This is a genomic window from uncultured Vagococcus sp., assembly GCF_963518325.1.
GTDB lineage: Bacteria > Bacillota > Bacilli > Lactobacillales > Vagococcaceae > Vagococcus_D.
In genome coordinates, this window is sequence record NZ_CAUQJB010000007.1 from 44845 (window position 1) to 62467 (window position 17623).

At 40.1% G+C, this 17623-nt stretch carries 18 protein-coding genes; 15 read left to right on the forward strand and 3 right to left on the reverse strand.

Annotation, left to right across the window (positions count from 1 at the left end):
• Positions 1-193 precede the first annotated feature (193 nt).
• The 15 genes from RWN13_RS08265 (at position 194) to yjeM (ending at position 15642) form a co-directional block, all read left to right on the forward strand.
• Positions 194-817 (forward strand): NADPH-dependent FMN reductase, encoded by a 624-nt coding sequence (locus RWN13_RS08265; RefSeq protein ID WP_314062085.1) that lies wholly within the window; start codon positions 194-196, stop codon positions 815-817.
• Positions 817-3243: an FAD-dependent oxidoreductase gene (locus RWN13_RS08270; RefSeq protein ID WP_314062087.1), complete on the forward strand. Its 2427-nt coding sequence runs from the start codon at positions 817-819 to the stop codon at positions 3241-3243. The genes RWN13_RS08265 and RWN13_RS08270 overlap by 1 nt, the downstream gene beginning before the upstream one ends.
• Before the next feature lie 26 nt (positions 3244-3269).
• Complete coding sequence (locus RWN13_RS08275; protein WP_314062088.1) at positions 3270-4499, forward strand: OFA family MFS transporter; 1230 nt, start codon at positions 3270-3272, stop codon at positions 4497-4499.
• A gap of 1271 nt (positions 4500-5770) precedes the next feature.
• Positions 5771-6442: a DUF4947 domain-containing protein gene (locus tag RWN13_RS08280; RefSeq protein WP_314062090.1), complete on the forward strand. Its 672-nt coding sequence runs from the start codon at positions 5771-5773 to the stop codon at positions 6440-6442.
• A gap of 186 nt (positions 6443-6628) precedes the next feature.
• Complete coding sequence (locus RWN13_RS08285; RefSeq protein WP_314062091.1) at positions 6629-7510, forward strand: LysR family transcriptional regulator; 882 nt, start codon at positions 6629-6631, stop codon at positions 7508-7510.
• Between the two features lie 112 nt (positions 7511-7622).
• The gene (locus tag RWN13_RS08290) at positions 7623-8036 is read left to right on the forward strand and encodes a cupin domain-containing protein (protein ID WP_314062092.1); all 414 of its coding nucleotides are present in this window, start codon (positions 7623-7625) and stop codon (positions 8034-8036) included.
• A gap of 132 nt (positions 8037-8168) precedes the next feature.
• Positions 8169-8489 carry a carboxymuconolactone decarboxylase family protein gene (locus RWN13_RS08295; protein ID WP_314062094.1) on the forward strand — a complete coding sequence of 107 codons (321 nt, stop codon included), beginning with the start codon at positions 8169-8171 and terminating at the stop codon, positions 8487-8489.
• Positions 8490-8500: 11 nt separating this feature from the next.
• Positions 8501-9649 carry an MFS transporter gene (locus RWN13_RS08300; RefSeq protein WP_314062096.1) on the forward strand — a complete coding sequence of 383 codons (1149 nt, stop codon included), beginning with the start codon at positions 8501-8503 and terminating at the stop codon, positions 9647-9649.
• Positions 9650-9869: 220 nt separating this feature from the next.
• Complete coding sequence (locus RWN13_RS08305) at positions 9870-10844, forward strand: NADPH:quinone reductase (RefSeq protein ID WP_314062098.1); 975 nt, start codon at positions 9870-9872, stop codon at positions 10842-10844.
• Positions 10845-10893: 49 nt separating this feature from the next.
• Positions 10894-11193: a hypothetical protein gene (locus RWN13_RS08310; RefSeq protein ID WP_314062100.1), complete on the forward strand. Its 300-nt coding sequence runs from the start codon at positions 10894-10896 to the stop codon at positions 11191-11193.
• Between the two features lie 400 nt (positions 11194-11593).
• Positions 11594-11995 carry a GNAT family N-acetyltransferase gene (locus tag RWN13_RS08315; RefSeq protein ID WP_314062102.1) on the forward strand — a complete coding sequence of 134 codons (402 nt, stop codon included), beginning with the start codon at positions 11594-11596 and terminating at the stop codon, positions 11993-11995.
• A gap of 368 nt (positions 11996-12363) precedes the next feature.
• Entirely contained in the window at positions 12364-12594 is a 231-nt protein-coding gene (locus tag RWN13_RS23625; protein ID WP_399553644.1) for a hypothetical protein, read from the forward strand.
• Between the two features lie 89 nt (positions 12595-12683).
• Positions 12684-13115, forward strand: coding sequence for a bifunctional precorrin-2 dehydrogenase/sirohydrochlorin ferrochelatase (locus RWN13_RS08320; RefSeq protein ID WP_314062103.1), 432 nt, complete (start codon positions 12684-12686; stop codon positions 13113-13115).
• A 189-nt stretch (positions 13116-13304) separates the two neighbouring features.
• Complete coding sequence (locus RWN13_RS08325; RefSeq protein WP_314062104.1) at positions 13305-14042, forward strand: uroporphyrinogen-III synthase; 738 nt, start codon at positions 13305-13307, stop codon at positions 14040-14042.
• A gap of 91 nt (positions 14043-14133) precedes the next feature.
• Positions 14134-15642: a glutamate/gamma-aminobutyrate family transporter YjeM gene (yjeM, locus tag RWN13_RS08330; RefSeq protein ID WP_314062106.1), complete on the forward strand. Its 1509-nt coding sequence runs from the start codon at positions 14134-14136 to the stop codon at positions 15640-15642.
• A gap of 230 nt (positions 15643-15872) precedes the next feature.
• On the opposite strand, the gene RWN13_RS08335 is transcribed toward yjeM, so the two are convergent.
• The 3 genes from RWN13_RS08335 to RWN13_RS08345 form a co-directional block, all read right to left on the reverse strand.
• Positions 15873-16418: an ECF transporter S component gene (locus RWN13_RS08335; RefSeq protein WP_314062108.1), complete on the reverse strand. Its 546-nt coding sequence runs from the start codon at positions 16416-16418 to the stop codon at positions 15873-15875.
• Complete coding sequence (locus RWN13_RS08340; RefSeq protein WP_314062109.1) at positions 16405-16824, reverse strand: DUF4430 domain-containing protein; 420 nt, start codon at positions 16822-16824, stop codon at positions 16405-16407. The genes RWN13_RS08335 and RWN13_RS08340 overlap by 14 nt, the downstream gene beginning before the upstream one ends.
• A gap of 352 nt (positions 16825-17176) precedes the next feature.
• Complete coding sequence (locus RWN13_RS08345; RefSeq protein WP_314062111.1) at positions 17177-17530, reverse strand: MmcQ/YjbR family DNA-binding protein; 354 nt, start codon at positions 17528-17530, stop codon at positions 17177-17179.
• Between the last annotated feature and the right edge of the window lie 93 nt (positions 17531-17623).

A 17623-nucleotide genomic window follows, 5' to 3' on the forward strand; every position in this document is an offset into this window, starting at 1 on the left:
ATGAGTCCATTATAACAAATTTGTTATGGAATGATAGTTAAATAAATATTTCACAAAACAACCTTTGTGATATAGACTACTAATTAAAGCGGTAGACTGTTTAATCATTAGCTAAAGGGCCTATCGAATAATGGTATCAGATCATTTTTTTGGGGATGATTGTTCAATACCACACAAGAAAGGGAGTTATTCCATGAAATTAGTCAGTATTGTTGGAACCAATTCAAATGAATCAACGAATCGGCGCTTATTACAGTTTATGCAAGCACACTTTTCAGAACAAGCCTTTATTGAGGTTTGCGAAATCAAAGATTTACCAGCCTTTAATGAGCCAGAGGATAAAACGGCTCCTGCTGGTATTAAAGAATTATCGGATAAAATACAGTCGGCTGATGGGGTAATCATCAGCACTCCGGAGTACGATCATGCTATCCCAGCTGCTTTAAAAAGTGCTCTCGAGTGGTTGTCCTATACGACTCGTCCGCTGATTGATAAACCAGTGATGATTGTCGGGGCTTCTCATGGTGCATTGGGTTCTTCTCGAGCACAGGCTCATTTGCGCCAAATATTGGATTCACCTGAATTAAAAGCACGAATTATGCCTAGTTCAGAGTTTTTATTAGGACGTTCTTTGGACGCATTTGATGAAGAGGGGCATTTAGTTTATGAAGACAAGGTAAAAGAGTTGGACGAATGTTTTGACGAATTTAGTTTATTTGTAGAAATGACCAATCAATTAGTTAAAGATCATCGTTTTAAGGCGGAAAAGAATAAACAGTTTTCATGGGAACAAGTAGCAGATGGAGGGTCAATCTAATGAAATTTATCGGAATTGTTGGAACGAATGCAAAGGTCTCGTATAATCGAATGTTGGTTCAGTTTATGCAAAAACACTTTAGTCATCAAGTTGAGATTGAGATTTTGGAACTAAAGGATGTTCCCATGTTTAATGAATCTGATGATCAGTCAACTAGTCAGGTTATTCAAGAGTTTAACACTAAGATTATAGCGGCTGATGGGGTGATTATTGCGACGCCAGAACACAATCATTCCATTCCTTCTGCTTTAAAAAGTATTTTAGAGTGGTTATCCTTTAACTTACATCCTTTAGATGGTAAACCGGTGATGATTGTTGGGGCATCTTATGATGTTCAAGGGTCTTCCAGGGCCCAATTGCATTTACGTCAAATTCTTGATGCACCTGGTGTTAATGCTACGGTTATGCCTGGTTATGAATTTTTGTTAGGTCGTGCCCATCATGCCTTCGATCATCAAGGAATGATTAAAGATGAACGGACGGTTGATTTTCTGGAAAGTTGTTTCTGGCGCTTTTTACGTTTTACTGAAGTAGCCAATTTACTAAGTCTGCCAGAAGAAGTCCAATTTGAATCAGGCTCATTTACCGTCACAACCCCTGGTCATAATGGGGATATTCCCATGGTAGTAACCTTAGCCAACAACCGGATTGAAGATATTGAGATTGATACATCAGGTGAATCAGAAGGAATAGCTGATGTGGTTTTTACTCGGATTCCTAAACAAATCATAGAAGGCCAAACGTTGAATGTGGATATTTTATCTGGCGCTTCCGTTACAAGTAATGGGGTCATCGATGGTGTCGCCAAGGCGATTAAGTTGGCTGGTTCAAATCCTGATATTCTCAGAAAACGACCAAAGGCCCCAAGTGCTTTAGAGACGGAAGATGTGGCATATGCAGCGGATGTGGTCGTGGTAGGTGCTGGTGGAGCAGGCTTGACGGCGGCGGCGAAGGTGTTACAAGAAGGAAAACGCGTGATTGTTGTGGAGAAATTCCCAGCAGTTGGTGGTAATACCGTTCGGACAGGTGGCCCTATGAATGCGGCAAACCCACAGTGGCAAAATACCTTTGACGCCATTCCAGGTGAAAGTCATACGTTAGAAGAGATTGTGGCAATCGATGAAGGAACAATTGATGAGGATTATCTTGAAGATTTTCGGGCCCTTAAAACGCAAATTGGGACTTATTTGACTGAGACATCCAATCATCACCACTATTTGTTTGATTCAGAGCTTTTTTATCGAATTCAAACCTATTTAGGTGGTAAACGAAGGGATCAACAAGGCAACGAAATTTATGGACAATATGATTTAGTTAAACTACTGACAGATAAAGGTCTTGAATCCGTTGAGTGGCTTGAGTCAATCGGGGTTGAGTTTGATAAGGAAGAGGTGACGATGCCTGTTGGTGCTTTATGGCGTCGCGGCCATAAGCCTCTTAAAAATGAAGGTTATGCCTATGTATCTGCTCTCCAACGTTTTGTGGAAGACAATGGCGGTGTGATTATTACGGATACTGGGGTTAAGGAGTTAATCTTCGAAGAAGGACGGGTTGTTGGGGTCATTGGGGAAGGCATGAACGGCCAACAAGTTACTGCTCGAGGTGAAGCGGTGATTTTGGCTTCAGGCGGTTTTGGTGCCAATACGAAAATGTTAAAAGAATATAACACGTACTGGACAGAGATTAACGATGACATAAAAACGTCTAATTCGCCCGCGATTACTGGAGATGGGATAATCTTAGGCCAAAGTGTTGGTGCAGATTTAGTCGGAATGGGATTCTCACAAATGATGCCTGTCTCTGATCCAGAAACAGGGGCTTTATTTAGTGGGCTTCAAGTACCGCCACAAAATTTTGTGATGGTTAATCAGGTTGGCAAACGGTTTGTAAACGAGTATGGGAGTCGAGATGCTTTGACCCAGGCTGCCATTGATAACGGTGGATTGTTCTATCTGATTGCTGATGATGAGATTAAGAAGACGGCTTACAATACGACACAGGAAAAAATTGAGAAGCAAGTAGCAGCGGGAACCTTATTCCGTGATGAAACCTTGGCTGGTTTAGCGACGCAATTAGGCATCGATCCTGAGGTTTTTGAATCAACGATTTCAGCTTATAACACATATGTAGATAAAGGGTTTGATCCGGAATTTGGCAAAGACGTCTTTGATTTGAAAGTAACTGTGGCGCCTTTTTATGCCACGCCAAGAAAACCTGCAGTGCATCACACAATGGGTGGTTTAAAAATTGATACCGAGACCCATGTCTTGGATACGGATGGAAAAATGATTGCCGGATTATATGCAGCCGGTGAAGTGGCTGGTGGGATTCATGCTGGGAATCGTTTAGGCGGTAATTCATTGACTGATATCTTTACCTTTGGGCGAATTGCAGGTGTAACAGCTGTTAAGGAATTAGGAAATTAAGGGTTGGATTATCAAAAAAAAGGAGAATGACGATGATTAAACGTTGGCAAGTATTAGGAGCGTCGACTATTGTGCTGCTTTGTACAGGAGCAGTTTATGCGTTTAGTGTTTTTGCAGGCCCGATGAGTGCTACAAAAGGCTGGACAATGGCGGAAATAATGTTAGCTTTTACCATTAATGCAGCAATTGGGCCAATTCCAATGATTTTAGGTGGTTTTTTAACGGATAAAGGCTTGGCGAAATGGGCGATTGGGATTGGTGGTTTATTGTTTGGCTTAGGCTTTTTCTTGACTGGCTTTGCAAGCAGTCCCGGGATGCTATATTTAACTTACGGTGTCATTGGTGGCTTGGGTCAAGGGTTGGCATATTCAGGTTGTTTGAGTAATGCGATTAAATTATTTCCAGATAAACGAGGGTTAGCGTCAGGGATTATTACAGCTGGGATGGGTGGTGCCGCAATCATCGCGGCGCCCATCGGTAATTACTTAATTGAGCAGTTTGACCCTATGTATGCTTTTCGGGTATTAGGTATTGCCTATATGGTTATTGTGGCAGTGGCTTTCTTCTTTATTAAAACAGCACCAGCAAATTATCAACCGGAAGGCTGGACACCTCCCCAATCCCAAGGTGGTAACACCTTGGTCAACAAAAACTGGCAAAAGATGTTTCAGACACCCTTTTTCTATCTAATCTTTTTAATGTTGTTTACTGGGGCATTTTCAGGTCTGATGATTGCGTCGAATGCGTCAGTAATCGGTCAGCAAATGTTTGCTTTATCACCAGCAACAGCGGCCTTTTACGTGAGTCTGTATTCCTTAAGTAATTGTGCAGGGCGGGTTGTTTTGGGGACGGTGTCGGATAAACTAGGTCGTAACCATACCTTGTCGGTGATTTTAAGCATGATTATTTTAGCCTTTTTCATCTTGGTAGTTTTATCATCACAAATCGGCTTTGCTACTGGCATCGTGATTCTTGGTTTGTGTTTTGGTGGCGTAATGGGCGTTTTTCCTCCGATGGTCATGGAAAATTATGGACCTGTTAATCAAGGCGTTAACTATGGCATCGTTTTTTGTGGCTATTCTGCCGCAGCGTTCTTTGCACCAAAAGTAGCGGCTGGAATGGCAACGGCTAATCATGGGGATTTCACTAAAGCATTTTATGTGGCAATCGTTGTGGCAGTAGTTGGTCTTATTTTGAATATGGTTTATATGCAATTAAAGAAGAGGGTCTCACGTTCAGTGACGCCATCAGTATAACCTAATTGACCTTATGCCTAAATTTATACGAGTAGTCACAGATGGCGATTAAGCCTCTGTTGACTACTCGTTTTTTTGGTTGGCATTAAATCGAGATGGTTATGTGGCCGATCATAGGGATCAGTAGGGGAAACTGATGAAAAAAGACAACTGGATAAAAGGTTCACCTAAAAAAATAGAGAGGAGGAATGAGCATCATGGGTGTTTATATCCCATCCTCAAGTGTGGTGGCTATTGATGTTGCCAGATCTTCATGAGCGCATACAGAGTAGGTTGTATTGCCAGTAACAAGATGCTGATTTAGATGTTTCAAACTCTTTTGGTAAATCTGGGACGGATTCATTGAAAATAGTTTGGCTCGAATTGCTCTGAGGATACAATCAGATTAAACAGTAAAGCACCTCTCCTAAACATTAGGAAAGGTGCATTTTTTAAGACAGTTAAAGATTGACTCAAATAACCTGAGTGGCATTTGGTCCCAAGTGGACATAAGTATGACGATAATAACGCAACTAAGTAAGAAGCGAACGGCCTGTTATATTTATATTTTTAAAACGATGATAGGTTAAAATTATTATTTTTCATTGTCGGTAATGTAAACGCGGCGTTTACGTAAAAATCATGAAAATTGTTATTTAAATATATTTTATTGGCGATATAATGCTGTTTATGAAGTTTTTACAGAGGGTTGCTTGTTATAAATCCTATGTCGCCTGAGCGTTTACGTCCTTTTTAGGGTGATAATGGGCAAACAAATCACAATAAAAAAGTAGTTATTTTATCCAGTAATAAGAATGTCCTTTCAAAAAAGCGAAATGTCACCTTTCAACAAGTATACAGTGAAAACGCTTGCTTGTCAAGGTGAAAATTATAAAAATAGCTGAATGTGTTGTTGAAGCCATGGTGTTTTTGTGACTATCTTAGGGCCTTTCGGGTGCAAATCAACTGTGTTTTCTATTTAAGAAGTACATGCACATAAGAAAAGGATTTATGTTATTATTAGAGTAATTAGAAAAGTAGTAGGTGAACGGCAATTAAAAAATTTGAAGGGGTCATTATCTATTGACGTAACACTTCTAATGGTTCGTTTAATAATTGTAGGTAAAAAATACCTAGGCAAACAAAATGAAGCTGAAGAAAGTCAAGAAGAGACGATTTTGATTGTTAAGAGCCATGAAGCAAAAAATGTTTGCAGAAGTGCTATATAATTTGGATGCTAAATCCTTAATATTGGAGGGCGCCATTCAAACATATAACGTTAGGGGAAGAATATGAAAAAGTGGTTAGTTGTTAGTTTAATGGTGGTTTTGCTCTGTGGCTGTACTGGCAAGCAAGAAGTTGAGTCGACAAAAGAGGCATCTGCCAATCGGGAAGAAACGACAGAATCAAGGAAAGCAAAACACACAAGAAGACGAAAAAGGGTTAAAAAAGCCACTGAAGCTACAGTGGTATCGTCTGAGACTAGTGAGTCTAAACACGAGAGAACTAAGGAGTCTGCGAAACAGGAACAAGTAGTGTCCACTAAGGTTTTTAGTGATCCAGATGAAAGTGAAGAAATCGGCTATTTTAATGATGGCCAATCTTTTGGAGCTGTTGTACCTGATTTTAAGCAGTACAGTAAAGCTGACGCTATTGTCATCTTAGGCGAACCCGTTCAAGTGGCGACGGAAAAAAGTGAACTAGTTTCACGATTGGACTTAGAAGGTAGTGAAGTTGACCGAATAAAAGGGGAATTTCAAGCTGGAAAATTAACGGAAAGTCAGGCTAAAGCCTTCATTTTCCAAGCTGCGGACATTAAAATGGTCGCTGAAATGGGATTGGATGTTGAAGGGCTGATTTATGATGATCCCCAAAAGCCAAATGTTTATTTGCTTAATGGGGAAGTGGTGTTTGTCACACCGATTATCGAGTATATGGAGTTTAGTGGTCGGCTGGTCTTATGACGATAAAAAATAGAGAACAGTTTCGCGAGGCGTATTCGTGAAACTGTTTTTTGTAGAATATCGACGAAGTGGTACTTAATCCTTAAATTTTCTCGTTTAAACCTTAACAATAAAACTGAGTGAGTAAGGAGATTGAAAAAAGGGGAGAAAACTTGGTATAATAAACGATAAGAGAAGAGGGAAACGATGGAACTAAGACTATTACGCTATTTTTGGACGGTTGCCGAAGAAAAAAATATTTCCAGAGCGGCTAAATTATTATCCATTACCCAACCAACATTAAGCAGGCAAATTAAGGACTTGGAAGAGCAAGTGGGGTTGCCCTTATTTCACCGAGAAAAAAATAGCTTGGAATTGACTGAAGATGGTTACTTTTTAAAAGAACGGGCTGAAGAAATCTTAGCATTAAATGATCAGTTAGCGCTAGCTTTATCTGATAAAAAAAGTCAGCAGTTGACAGGTAGCTTTTCTATTGGTTGTGTTGAGGCGGATAATTCAGATACCTTGTCCTTGATGCTGGAAGAATTGGTCAGTGATTATCCTCAAGTTCATTTTAAACTTGTCTCGGGTACCAGTGATGATATGTTGGAGAGGCTTGATAAGGGCTTACTGGATCTAGCTATATTACTTGAACCGATTAGTACAGATCGGTATGAGAGTTTAGTGCTGCCTCGAGAAGAGCGGTGGGGCTTATTAGTATCAACAGAGTCTATTTTAAGTCAAAAAAAAGGAATAGAACCAAGGGATTTAGCTGGTCTGCCTTTGTTGTGTTCAAGTCGTTTGGAGGTTCAAGAACTGCTAGCTCATTGGTCCGGTTTAGCCTTTGAGAATTTGTCGATTGTCGGGACCTTCAATTTGATTTTTAATGTCTTCGCCTTAGTGGAAAATCAAGTAGGATCGGCCTTGACTGTTGAAGGGGCAACGCTCTATCACGGGTCGTCCCAGTTGCGTTTTGTTCCACTTAAACCAGAAGTAAAAACGAAATGTGTCCTTGTTTGGAAGAAACGACTGCAAACACCAGTCGTTAAAGAGTTACTGTCTCGTTTTAAACATGCTTTTCAAGCATAGGACTATGAGTAGATAGGTATTAGACTAATAATGAGTTTAGCTCTATGATTACGGTACAAGTAATCATCGGGCTTTTTGAGTTACTGATGAATGAGTGAAGGAGGACGTTAAAATGGTCAAACATAAGGAAGTAAAAGAGGGGGTTATTTTTCCTCTTGGAGAAAAGAATGAGGGCTTCGCAGACTATTTTGTTGGCACAAGTTATGTGCAGTCGTTAATTGCGGATTCTGCGATTAATGTTGGGGTAGCGACGGTGACTTTCGAGCCGGGCTGTCGTAATAATTGGCATATCCATCACGATGGATTCCAGCTGTTATTGGTAACGGGTGGCGAAGGTTGGTATCAGGAGGTTGGCAAGCCGGCTCGTTTTTTAAAAGCAGGTGATGTGGTGACAACTCATGAGGGTGTCAAACATTGGCATGGGGCAACATCCGATAGTTGGTTTACGCATATTGCGATTACTGCTGGGACACCTGAATGGTTAGAAGCTATTTCCGAAGAAAGCTATTTACATCTTGCTGAATGATTGGATAGGTTCCACTTGATTACTGATATAAAGGCAACAAAAAGGAGTTTGTTCAACTGAAAAGCTGAACGTAGACGATGGTTATTAACTAGCCATTTTCTCAACCATTTGCACTAATGAAGGAGAGTACTTATGAAAAAACAAACAGCTGGTCGGATGAAGTTAGGCGAGTTTGCACCTCAGTTTGCGGCCTTAAATGACGATTGTTTATTTGGTGACGTATGGTCCCGAGAGGAAGAATTATCTGCCAGGGATCGCAGTTTAATCACGTGTTCAGCTTTGTTGGCTATGGGAGCGCCACAGCTTGAGGCGCATTTAAAATTAGCAAAAGATAATGGTGTCGCTAAGGACGAAGTCGTCGAAATGATGACTCACTTAGCTTTTTATGCTGGGTGGCCAAAAGCGTGGACAGCATTTGCCTTGGCTAAAGATATTTTTGACTCAGCGGAATAGGAGTGTCTAGTATGACGATTTCTAAATTAAGTCTACTATCAGTGTCCTTGCTGGTGGTTTCTGGTGGAGCAATCGCCGCTAATATTCCAGCTATCGAACAAACCTATCCCCATGTGAATCAAACCATCATTGAATTGTTAACGACGATGCCGTCCCTGTTTATCATCTTAACGGTGCTGATAAGCTCTAAGTTGGCGGCAAAAGTAGGGGATACTGCTATTATCCAGTTGGGTATCTTGCTGGTGTTAATTGCTGGTTTGCTGCCAGTGGTGACGGGTTCTTTTGGTTGGTTATTTTTCAGTCGACTGTTATTTGGTGTCGGGGTTGGTTTATTTAATCCGTTGTTATATGCTGTCTCTTCCAAACTTTATAGTGGCGCTGAATTGGCCAAGATGATTGGCTTGCAAAGTGCGTTTGAAGGGATTGGCGGCATGATGATGACTTTTTTAGTTGGTCAGTTATTGATGATTAACTGGCGGGTCTCTTTTCTTGCTTATGGATTAGCCCTTCCGATTTTTTGTTTATTCTGCTTGTTTGTCCCCAAATCCACAGCAACAGAAGAGGCTAAAGAGGTGACTGATGAAAAGGCGGATAGCTTAGTCTGGGGATATGGGATGTTGTTAGTGATAGTAGTAACCATTTATATGTCTCCGGCTGTTAAGCTAACTAGCTTATTATTGTCGAAAGGAATTGGCGATGCCACAGATGGTAGTAACTTAATGGCTTTAGTTGGCTTAGGTGCTATGGTAGCAGGTTTCTTATTCTCACCAGTGGTGGCGAGGTTAAAGGCATGGACATTGCCACTGGCATTTATTGGCCTGAGCTTGGCGATGTTGTTAATAGCTCTTTCCACTAATTTAGTAACGGCATCACTAGCTGTCGTCTTGTGTGGGATCTCTTTTAGAACCTTCGTGCCATACATTTTCAATGAAGTAAATCAACCAACTAATAATGGTAAGAAGAATACGTCGGTGTTATTGATTGCTTTTAATCTAGGTGCTGCGTTTGCGCCAATTTCAATCGCCATTTTTTATCGATTGTTGCCTAATCTGAGTCAGTCTGGTTTGTTTATTAGTGAAGCTCTGATGATGTGTCTATTAGCAGTCGGATCGGGTTTCCAGTTGTTCCGCAAAAGGAAGGCGAGCGTAAGCGTCAATTAAAAGACCGATTGTCTTAATTAATAGCTAAAAATATAACACTTTCCGAAGGATAGGCTGAAGCTAGTCGCAAGACTGCCTGAGCCTTCTTTAGGTTGTTTTCCAAAAAACTGTGGGTACCATTTAATAGAGCAAACTGAAAGTAGGTAACCCATTTATTGACGATTGAAAAAGGCAGGTATAGAATGGAGTTAGCAACTATCTGTTTAAGGGAGGAATTTAAGTGAAGGGAATTCAAGTATCATCATTTGGTGAGAGTCATGTCTTAAATTACGTGGAAATGGATGAGCCTGTTCTGGGGGATAATGATCTCTGTATTCGTTTGAAAGCCACTGGAATTAATCCGGTGGAAACCTATATTCGTTCGGGAAATTATGCGGCGTTGCCTTCATTACCTTATACGCCAGGCTCTGATGGCGCGGGAGTCATTGAAAAAATAGGAAAAAATGTCCAAGGATTTCATATCGGTGAGCGGGTTTATGTCTCTACCTTAACAGGACATGGGACAGGAACCTATGCTCAAAAAATTGTTTGCGATGTGGGGTCAGTCTATCATTTGCCAGAGGAAATGAGTTTTGAAGAAGGGGCAGCAATTGGTTCTAGCGGGTTTACGGCTATTCAAGCCTTGCATCAAAAGGCCCGAATTCAGCCTGGGGAAATCGTGTTGATTCATGGTGCTTCTGGCGGTGTGGGAAGCCTTGCCCTTCAACTGGCGAAACTATGCGGATCCAAGGTGATTGCGACTGCAGGGAGTGAACAAGGCCTGGCGATGTTATTGGCACTTGGTGCAGATCATGTTTTAAATCACCGTGAGCCAGATTATCTCCAAAACCTCTCTTTTTTGACCGAAGGAAAAGGCGTTGATGTTGTCATTGAAATGTTGGCAAATCGTAATTTGCAAAACGATCTTGACGTGATGGCGAAAGAAGGACGAATTGTGATAGTTGGCAATCGTGGCGACATTGAGATTAATCCCCGTTTGGCTATGAATAAAGAGATTCAAATTACTGGCATGCTATTGGCTAACATGACGCCAGAGCAAAAAGGTCAGAATGCTCATCGTTTAAACGCCGCTCTTACTCATGGTGTTAAGCCGATAGTTGAGCAGATTTTTTCTTTGGCTGAAGCTAAACTTGCTCATGAGATGGTCATAAAGCAGAGGGGCTCTTTAGGTAAAATCGTTTTGACAATTGATTGAAATGTGGGGTGATGATGAAAAAATATCTGAAGAGTTCCTAAAGCAATTCATGATGAAACGCAAGCCGATTTCGCACAAAGGGATAGGCCGCCTTTGTTTGACTGGTGCTGATCAGCAATATGGCGGTGCCGTTAGTCTAGCAAGTCAAGCAGCGATTCATGCAAGGATGGGAGAGACGCTGACAGGCACGATTGCGAATTTTACTGCTCAATTGTCATTAACAGGGATATTGGCTGCGGTCTATCTCCACAGTTATATTGGAGTAGTGATGGGAGAAAAACAGTATGTGGTCTTGCCTACAGATATTATTTCCCAAATTAGTTCCTCGATGAAACAGTTTGAAGTTTGAGAGTGTTATCGTACATTCGAAAGGGTTTGACCGAAAATGGCCAAGCCTTTTTAGCATTGGGATAATTTAATGGTTTGTTCTCTTCAAATTTTCATCATCTTTGTTTATAATAGGGATGTAAAACGTAATGGGGTATGTTCTATGGGGAAGAAACTATTGACGATTATTTATTGGGTGTTGTCGATCCTTGCCATCATTTTCATTATTGTAGCATGGTTAATCATCACTGATGTGATTAAGATTGGGATGTAGGGATGGTCGAGTTAGGCGATAGTCAAGGAATAATAATGAGGGGTAAGCGGAAAAATCTGCTTACTCTTTTTTGTAGCTAAATGAATGCTGTGCTATGATAAATACGGTAAGGTCTAGCGATATTAGTTATGGCGTAAGGAGAGTAGCGATGAAGATTAGGTTAGCGAATCAAAAGGATATTGACGGACTATTAAAAATGGATAGCCATATTACAAAGCCATTTTTAACCCGTGCAATTGAGGAAAAAAGAGTGTTATTGGCAGAGTCAGAGGAGGTCATTGGCTGGTTACGATACAGCTATTTCTGGGAGTCTATTCCTTTTATGGATATGTTGTTTGTAAAGGATGGGCAGCGACAACTTGGTTACGGATCCGCACTAATTGATTATTTCGAAAAAGACCTTAAAGCTCGTGGCTTTAAGACGGTGATGACGTCGACATCAGCTTTGGAACACGGGCAGCATCTCTATTACCGATTAGGTTATCAATCGGTGGGTGGTTTTTTTCCAACAGATGAACCTTATGAGTTACTTCTTAGAAAAGAATTGTGATTTTTTTGTTATTTTATCACCGAAGGAGAGGATAAAAAGAAAGGTTAAAACCTTTCTTTTTTTTAATGTAGCTTTGCTCAGAATTAACATTATTAAATCACTACCATGAATTAGAAAAAACGTTGATATAAAAGTTTTGTTCAGGTCTCTTATTGAAGACTCAAATGAATGTGGTTTATAAAACAATAGTTACAGCAATGATTCTATTTGTGCCTTTTGTTATTTAATAAGTGTGAGAAATAACCTTCAAAAACATCAAGCAAGGTTTAAGTGTTGCTTCTTTTGTTGGTAAAGGATGGTTCAGGTGGGAGTGTTATGCTCGTATACCCTACAGAGGGTTCTTGAATGTGATTGTTTTTTAGTGAATGATGGAACTATCGAACCACTGGAAAAGACTATTGTTAAATATAGGGAAAACCCCTACAATCGAAACCTTTGTCCTGTCTGTAGGCTTTCAAATGGCGTGGTTACTGGATATGTTGTGTTCGACTAATCCTAGGTTGGAGCGAGGGTTTATCAGTTTTAAAAAAATGATGACTGAAATTAAATTGAATGTGCTACAATATGTGAATAGATTATCAAGCTTTTTTTGTTTGTAAGTGTGAAGGATGAGCCACTGAAAATAGTAGAAATAACTAATTAGCAATGTGGGAAAAAAATTCAAAACTGAGTGGAAAGGAGTGGGACGATGTATCCGTTGATGCTTGATTTGACTAATCGTTCGGTATTGGTCGTAGGTGGTGGGAAAGTCGCCACTGGCAAAGTTAGGGGATTGTTGGCGGCAGATGCAAAGGTAACTATTATTAGTCCTGACTTGGCGGAAGAAATCTCAGAAATCAGGGTTAACTGGATTCAGCGTGACTATCGTCCTAGAGATGTGGACGGCTATGAGCTAATTTTTGCCTGTACCAATAATAAGGCTACTAATCAATTAATTGTCAGCGACTGTCATTCCGGGCAATGGGTTAATAATACAAGCCAAAAGGACGCATCAAGTTTCTATAACATGGCTACCGTTGAAGATAAAGGAATTCTCTATGGCATTTCGACCTTTGGAGAGAGCCCGAGTCGTGCCAAAAAGATCAAGGAAGACTTAACGTACTGGCTTAAGTCTAAATGAAAGAGAGGTGTTTTAGAGTGAAAAAAGCCTATATTGTTGGCACACGTAAAAGGGATGTCGCAATGCGTCTAACACAACAGACAGTGAGACTGCTAGAGCAGAGATTTCTCGAGAATGAAGGTATCAGTACAAAAGTCAATCGGTTTTATCAACAAAAAACAGCTGAGTTAATGAACGAACTCGGATTTTATGATTAGGTCATTATTGTTTACAAGAGAGCAGCCAATTGAGAAGTCCATTCAAAAGCAAATTGAGAGTCAAGGTCTTAAATGGCAACAGATTCCTCTGATTTCATTGTGTTTATCGCCGGAGATACCTAAACTATCGCTGTCCAGTAAGTATGACTGGGTATTTTTTACAAGCAGTGCCTCAGTTCGCTTTTTTTACCAAGCGTATGGTGAAGTTCCCAGTGAGTCTTCTTTGGCTGTGATTGGCTCAAAAACCTTCGAGGCCCTTAGAGAAGAAGATCGCTTGCGTGGAGAATACCCCACTGTATTTACCTCTGAGATATTTCTTGAACAGTGGTTAGCGAAGCAAAAAACAATTCAGAGAGTTCTTTTTCCTCAAAGTGACTTATCTCGTAAGCTTATTCAAGGAAAGCTAAGAGAAGCGGGACATCTTGTTGATGATTTTGTGCTGTATCACAATGGTTTTCTACAAGAGCGGCAGTGTCAGCTAAAAAAATGGATGCTGACAGAGCCTGCTGAGACGATGGTGATTTTTGCCAGCCCGTCAGCTTGGCAACATTTTTATCGGTATTATCAGCATAATCCTTTTGAAGTAGCCTTTGCCTCGATTGGACCAGTTACGACAAAGGCCATAAAAAAAGACGGGTATCAAGTTAGGTATGAAGCACCGGAGTGTACCATGGTGTCCTTAGTGAAGGAACTTTTAAAAGGTGAGCGATATTCCACAAGGGAGTTCTAACGTTATGGCAGATGGCGCGTTACGGGCAGTAAAAAGAAAGCATCTGTAGGACAAGGTTCTATGATAGTTCAAGGAGTAGGAGAGTGTGAAGATGGCAGATGACAAACAAGTCTCACTTTCACAGTTAAAATTAGTCTTAATGATTACCACAACGGTCTATTCATTTTCGAGCATGTCAAATGCCTTTTATTTAATGGGGTATGGGGCAATTCCTTGGTATGTGATTGCAGCCATTGTCTTTTTTATTCCCTATACCTTTATTGTTTCAGAGTTGTCTTCAGCTTATAAAGATCAAGGAGGTGGTATCTACAGTTGGTTAAAGTCGTCTCAATCGGAAAAATCGGCCTTTATTGCGACTTTTTTATGGTACAGTAGCTACATTCTGTGGATGACGAGTGTTTTTATGAAATTGTGGATCCCTTTTTCCATCTTTATGTTTGGGCAAGATCAGACTCAGCTGCAAACCACAGTTTTGGGATTATCGATTCGTCAGTTTATCGGGATTTTAGCGGTTTTAGCGGTGATTATCATGACTAAATTAGTTAACTTAGGTTTTCGGCAAGTGTCGCGAATGATGTTATTAGGGGGGACCTTAGTCTTATCGTTGTTTGCTATTGCACTGATTGGTAACAGTTATTTACTGATTCATAATGGGGGAGAAATGGCCCAGCCACTGAAAAAGGGGCTTGCTTTAGTTTCCTCGCCCAATCCGAATTACGGTGGGATTTTAGGAAATTTAGCTTTTTTCACTTTTGGCATCACAGCTTTTGGTGGACTTGATACAGTGGCTAGTATGGTGGATCAAGTCAAAAACGCTAAACGGCGCTTTCCAATTGCGATTTTGATTGGAACAGTCTTGATTGTTTTTAATTACTTAGTGGGGATTATGTTATGGGGGAGCAGTGTCCAATGGGAGGCTGTTTTATCGGGTGATCGGATTCATTTGGGAAATGCCATGTATGTTTTAATGGAGAACTTAGGTTACCAAGTAGCCCTAGCTTTAGGATGCAGTGGCACTAAAGCCACATTAATCGCCAACTTAGTGCTACGCTATACAGGATTTGCCCTATTTTTTACTTATTTAGGTTTATTGTCATCGATTATTTATGTGCCTCTAAAGAGTTTGTTAAGAGGGACGCCAAAGGAGTATTGGTCACCACAGATTCGCTATCAAAATCAGTCGGGAATTCACGTTAATGCCATGTGGATTCAATGCTTGTTTGTTTCTGGTTTTATTTTGTTAGTATCATTTGGTGGGAAATACGTCCATGATTTATACACGCAGCTAACCTTGATGACCAATATTTCCCGATCCATCCCTTACTTTTTAGTGGCTTATTCCTTTCCTTTTTTTAAGAAAAATAAGCAAGATGACAGTGCTTTTTGTGTCTTAAAAACCAAAAGGAGCTATTATTGGGCAACTTGGAGTGTGGGTAGCAGTATTGTTGTAAGTATCTTTTTTACGATTCTGCAACCCTGGGTTAAAAGGGACTATGCCACTGTGTTCTTTTTAATGATAGGCCCGATTTTCTTTACGATTATGGCGTGGTTATTACAAAAGTATTTGAGCAAAAAGCAACTGGCTTTTTTGAAGAGATGAGAATTTTTAAGGGATTAGAGAACAATTGACTACCACTATTTTGACCACTTGATTAATCAGAATTGGAAGTTGATTTAACGGCAATTAATGACTCAACATCAGCGGTTATCAAAATTGGTTATTAGTTATCCTGTTACTGGTGCGGAGGTCACAGGAACCTAGACGCTGGTTAGCTAAATAAGTACCGGAGACTGATTTAAATCAGCTTCCGGTACTTATTTGAGTGATTGTTACGTCATTTGTGGGTCGTATTTATCCAGCAACTTTTTGAAGAGTGGCCCTAGAATAAGATAAAAACCAGCATTGCCTATAGCATGAAGAAAATCAAAGGAGAGACCTTGAAGATAGTAAGGTAAAAAGGCCGTCATCCCATACATTTTGTAGCTGACAACACTAATAATAAAGCCGTATAAAAAGCCTGCTAGGAAACTGAAGCCTGTTTGAAGCATTAAACTTTTCTTAAAAAGAGGCCACTTAGCTAAAAAGGTCACTAAAGATATAACAAGAGCGTAGCTGAATAATTGAGCGAACGTCCAGACCCCCATGCCTAAGTATAAATTAGTAATAACTACAGAAAGTAAGCTGACAATTAGACCTTGTCGAAACCCTCGATGGACGGTCATTATTAATAAGATTGTTGTCATGGGTTGGACATTGGGGATAAATTGGAACAATAACCGTCCCACAACACAAGCCGCAACCATTAGAGATAAGTTAGCGATTTCCTTAACAGAGAAAGCAGAGGCTCCTTCAGTGTGTTTATTAGAATTTCGCATAGGTAAACACTACCTTGTCTCCATCAGTTAATTTCGTCTCTTTTGCGCCAGTATTGACCATTTCATCGTTAATAGTATATGTCCAAAAAGTATTGTCTTTTGTACTTTGCTCCACACCGTCGATTGAGGTAATCATACCACCATCTTCGACAACATCAAAATTAGCTTGGAGAGCGTCCATTAAATTGGTATCCTTAGGAACCGTAACTGTTTTCTGACTAAGTTCCTTGTCATCCTTGATTAAGGTCAAACTGATGTCGATATCAGTTTTTTTTTCTTGAGAGCTGACTGTAGAACTGGATTTTGTTGTAGGTTCTGCTCCTTTTTCTTTGGTAGAGCAACCGGCGATCATTATTAGACAAATTAACGCCATACTAATAAAAAGATTGCGTTTTAGTTTATTCATTTTTTTCCTCCTAAAGTGTCATCGGCCTAAATAAATTTGAATTATTATAGCCTATGTTATTTTATACTAATATAACTAGTTTGTGAAGCCTATGGGCATAAATTAAAAAACAACGATTCAGAACAATTTTAACCAAACATCCAATTGAACCACTTTACGTAGTGGGTGGTGCCAGTTTTTTTGAGGAATTTGCCGCTGCTTTTTCCAAGTATCTTGGGGCCACCGTTATTCGCCCAGATTACCCGCAGTTTGTGACACCATTAGGTATCGCAAAGGCTAGTAGTATCTAAGGGGTTCAAAGGGATAAGAACAACTGGCTAAGTGAAACTTTAGATCACTTAGCCAGTTGTCCTTATTTGGTTAATAAATAACTATCGTCAAGTAATGAACAGATTTCTTTGGCAGGGACTGTCCCGTCTAAAGTGATTGAGATCCAATGTTCTTTATTCATATGGTAAGCCGGAAAATAGCCAGTTTTCGCTCTAAGAATAGCCACTAAATCAGGCTGAAGTTTGATGAGAATTAAATCCATCCTTTCATCTGAATCAATGCCAAGTGTCCTTTTTGATAAGGTCATAAAAACACCGTACCATTTCCTGTTTGTTTGATGTCTTAAAACAGCTGTTGTGGGCGATGATTTAAACGGATGTTCTGGTATGCTATTGTAGTGTTCATGGGCATAAGTAAGGATAGTCGATTTAATCATAAAAGCCTGCCTTTCGAAATGTAACGTTAGGATGCTATTGAGAGCCGTCATTGTTAGCTTATTTCGTTATTACAAATTGGTACTATCATTATA

Coding starts and splice junctions, on each gene's coding strand:
- RWN13_RS08300 (WP_314062096.1), top strand. CDS start 8,501: ATGACGATTTCTAAATTAAGTCTACTATCAGTGTCCTTGCTGGTGGTT.
- RWN13_RS08345 (WP_314062111.1), bottom strand. CDS start 17,530: ATGATTAAATCGACTATCCTTACTTATGCCCATGAACACTACAATAGC.
- RWN13_RS08275 (WP_314062088.1), top strand. CDS start 3,270: ATGACGATGATTAAACGTTGGCAAGTATTAGGAGCGTCGACTATTGTG.
- RWN13_RS08290 (WP_314062092.1), top strand. CDS start 7,623: ATGGTCAAACATAAGGAAGTAAAAGAGGGGGTTATTTTTCCTCTTGGA.
- yjeM (WP_314062106.1), top strand. CDS start 14,134: ATGGCAGATGACAAACAAGTCTCACTTTCACAGTTAAAATTAGTCTTA.
- RWN13_RS08320 (WP_314062103.1), top strand. CDS start 12,684: ATGTATCCGTTGATGCTTGATTTGACTAATCGTTCGGTATTGGTCGTA.
- RWN13_RS08270 (WP_314062087.1), top strand. CDS start 817: ATGAAATTTATCGGAATTGTTGGAACGAATGCAAAGGTCTCGTATAAT.
- RWN13_RS08310 (WP_314062100.1), top strand. CDS start 10,894: ATGATGAAACGCAAGCCGATTTCGCACAAAGGGATAGGCCGCCTTTGT.
- RWN13_RS08315 (WP_314062102.1), top strand. CDS start 11,594: ATGAAGATTAGGTTAGCGAATCAAAAGGATATTGACGGACTATTAAAA.
- RWN13_RS08295 (WP_314062094.1), top strand. CDS start 8,169: ATGAAAAAACAAACAGCTGGTCGGATGAAGTTAGGCGAGTTTGCACCT.
- RWN13_RS08280 (WP_314062090.1), top strand. CDS start 5,771: ATGAAAAAGTGGTTAGTTGTTAGTTTAATGGTGGTTTTGCTCTGTGGC.
- RWN13_RS08335 (WP_314062108.1), bottom strand. CDS start 16,418: ATGCGAAATTCTAATAAACACACTGAAGGAGCCTCTGCTTTCTCTGTT.
- RWN13_RS08340 (WP_314062109.1), bottom strand. CDS start 16,824: ATGAATAAACTAAAACGCAATCTTTTTATTAGTATGGCGTTAATTTGT.
- RWN13_RS08265 (WP_314062085.1), top strand. CDS start 194: ATGAAATTAGTCAGTATTGTTGGAACCAATTCAAATGAATCAACGAAT.
- RWN13_RS08285 (WP_314062091.1), top strand. CDS start 6,629: ATGGAACTAAGACTATTACGCTATTTTTGGACGGTTGCCGAAGAAAAA.
- RWN13_RS23625 (WP_399553644.1), top strand. CDS start 12,364: ATGGAACTATCGAACCACTGGAAAAGACTATTGTTAAATATAGGGAAA.
- RWN13_RS08325 (WP_314062104.1), top strand. CDS start 13,305: ATGATTAGGTCATTATTGTTTACAAGAGAGCAGCCAATTGAGAAGTCC.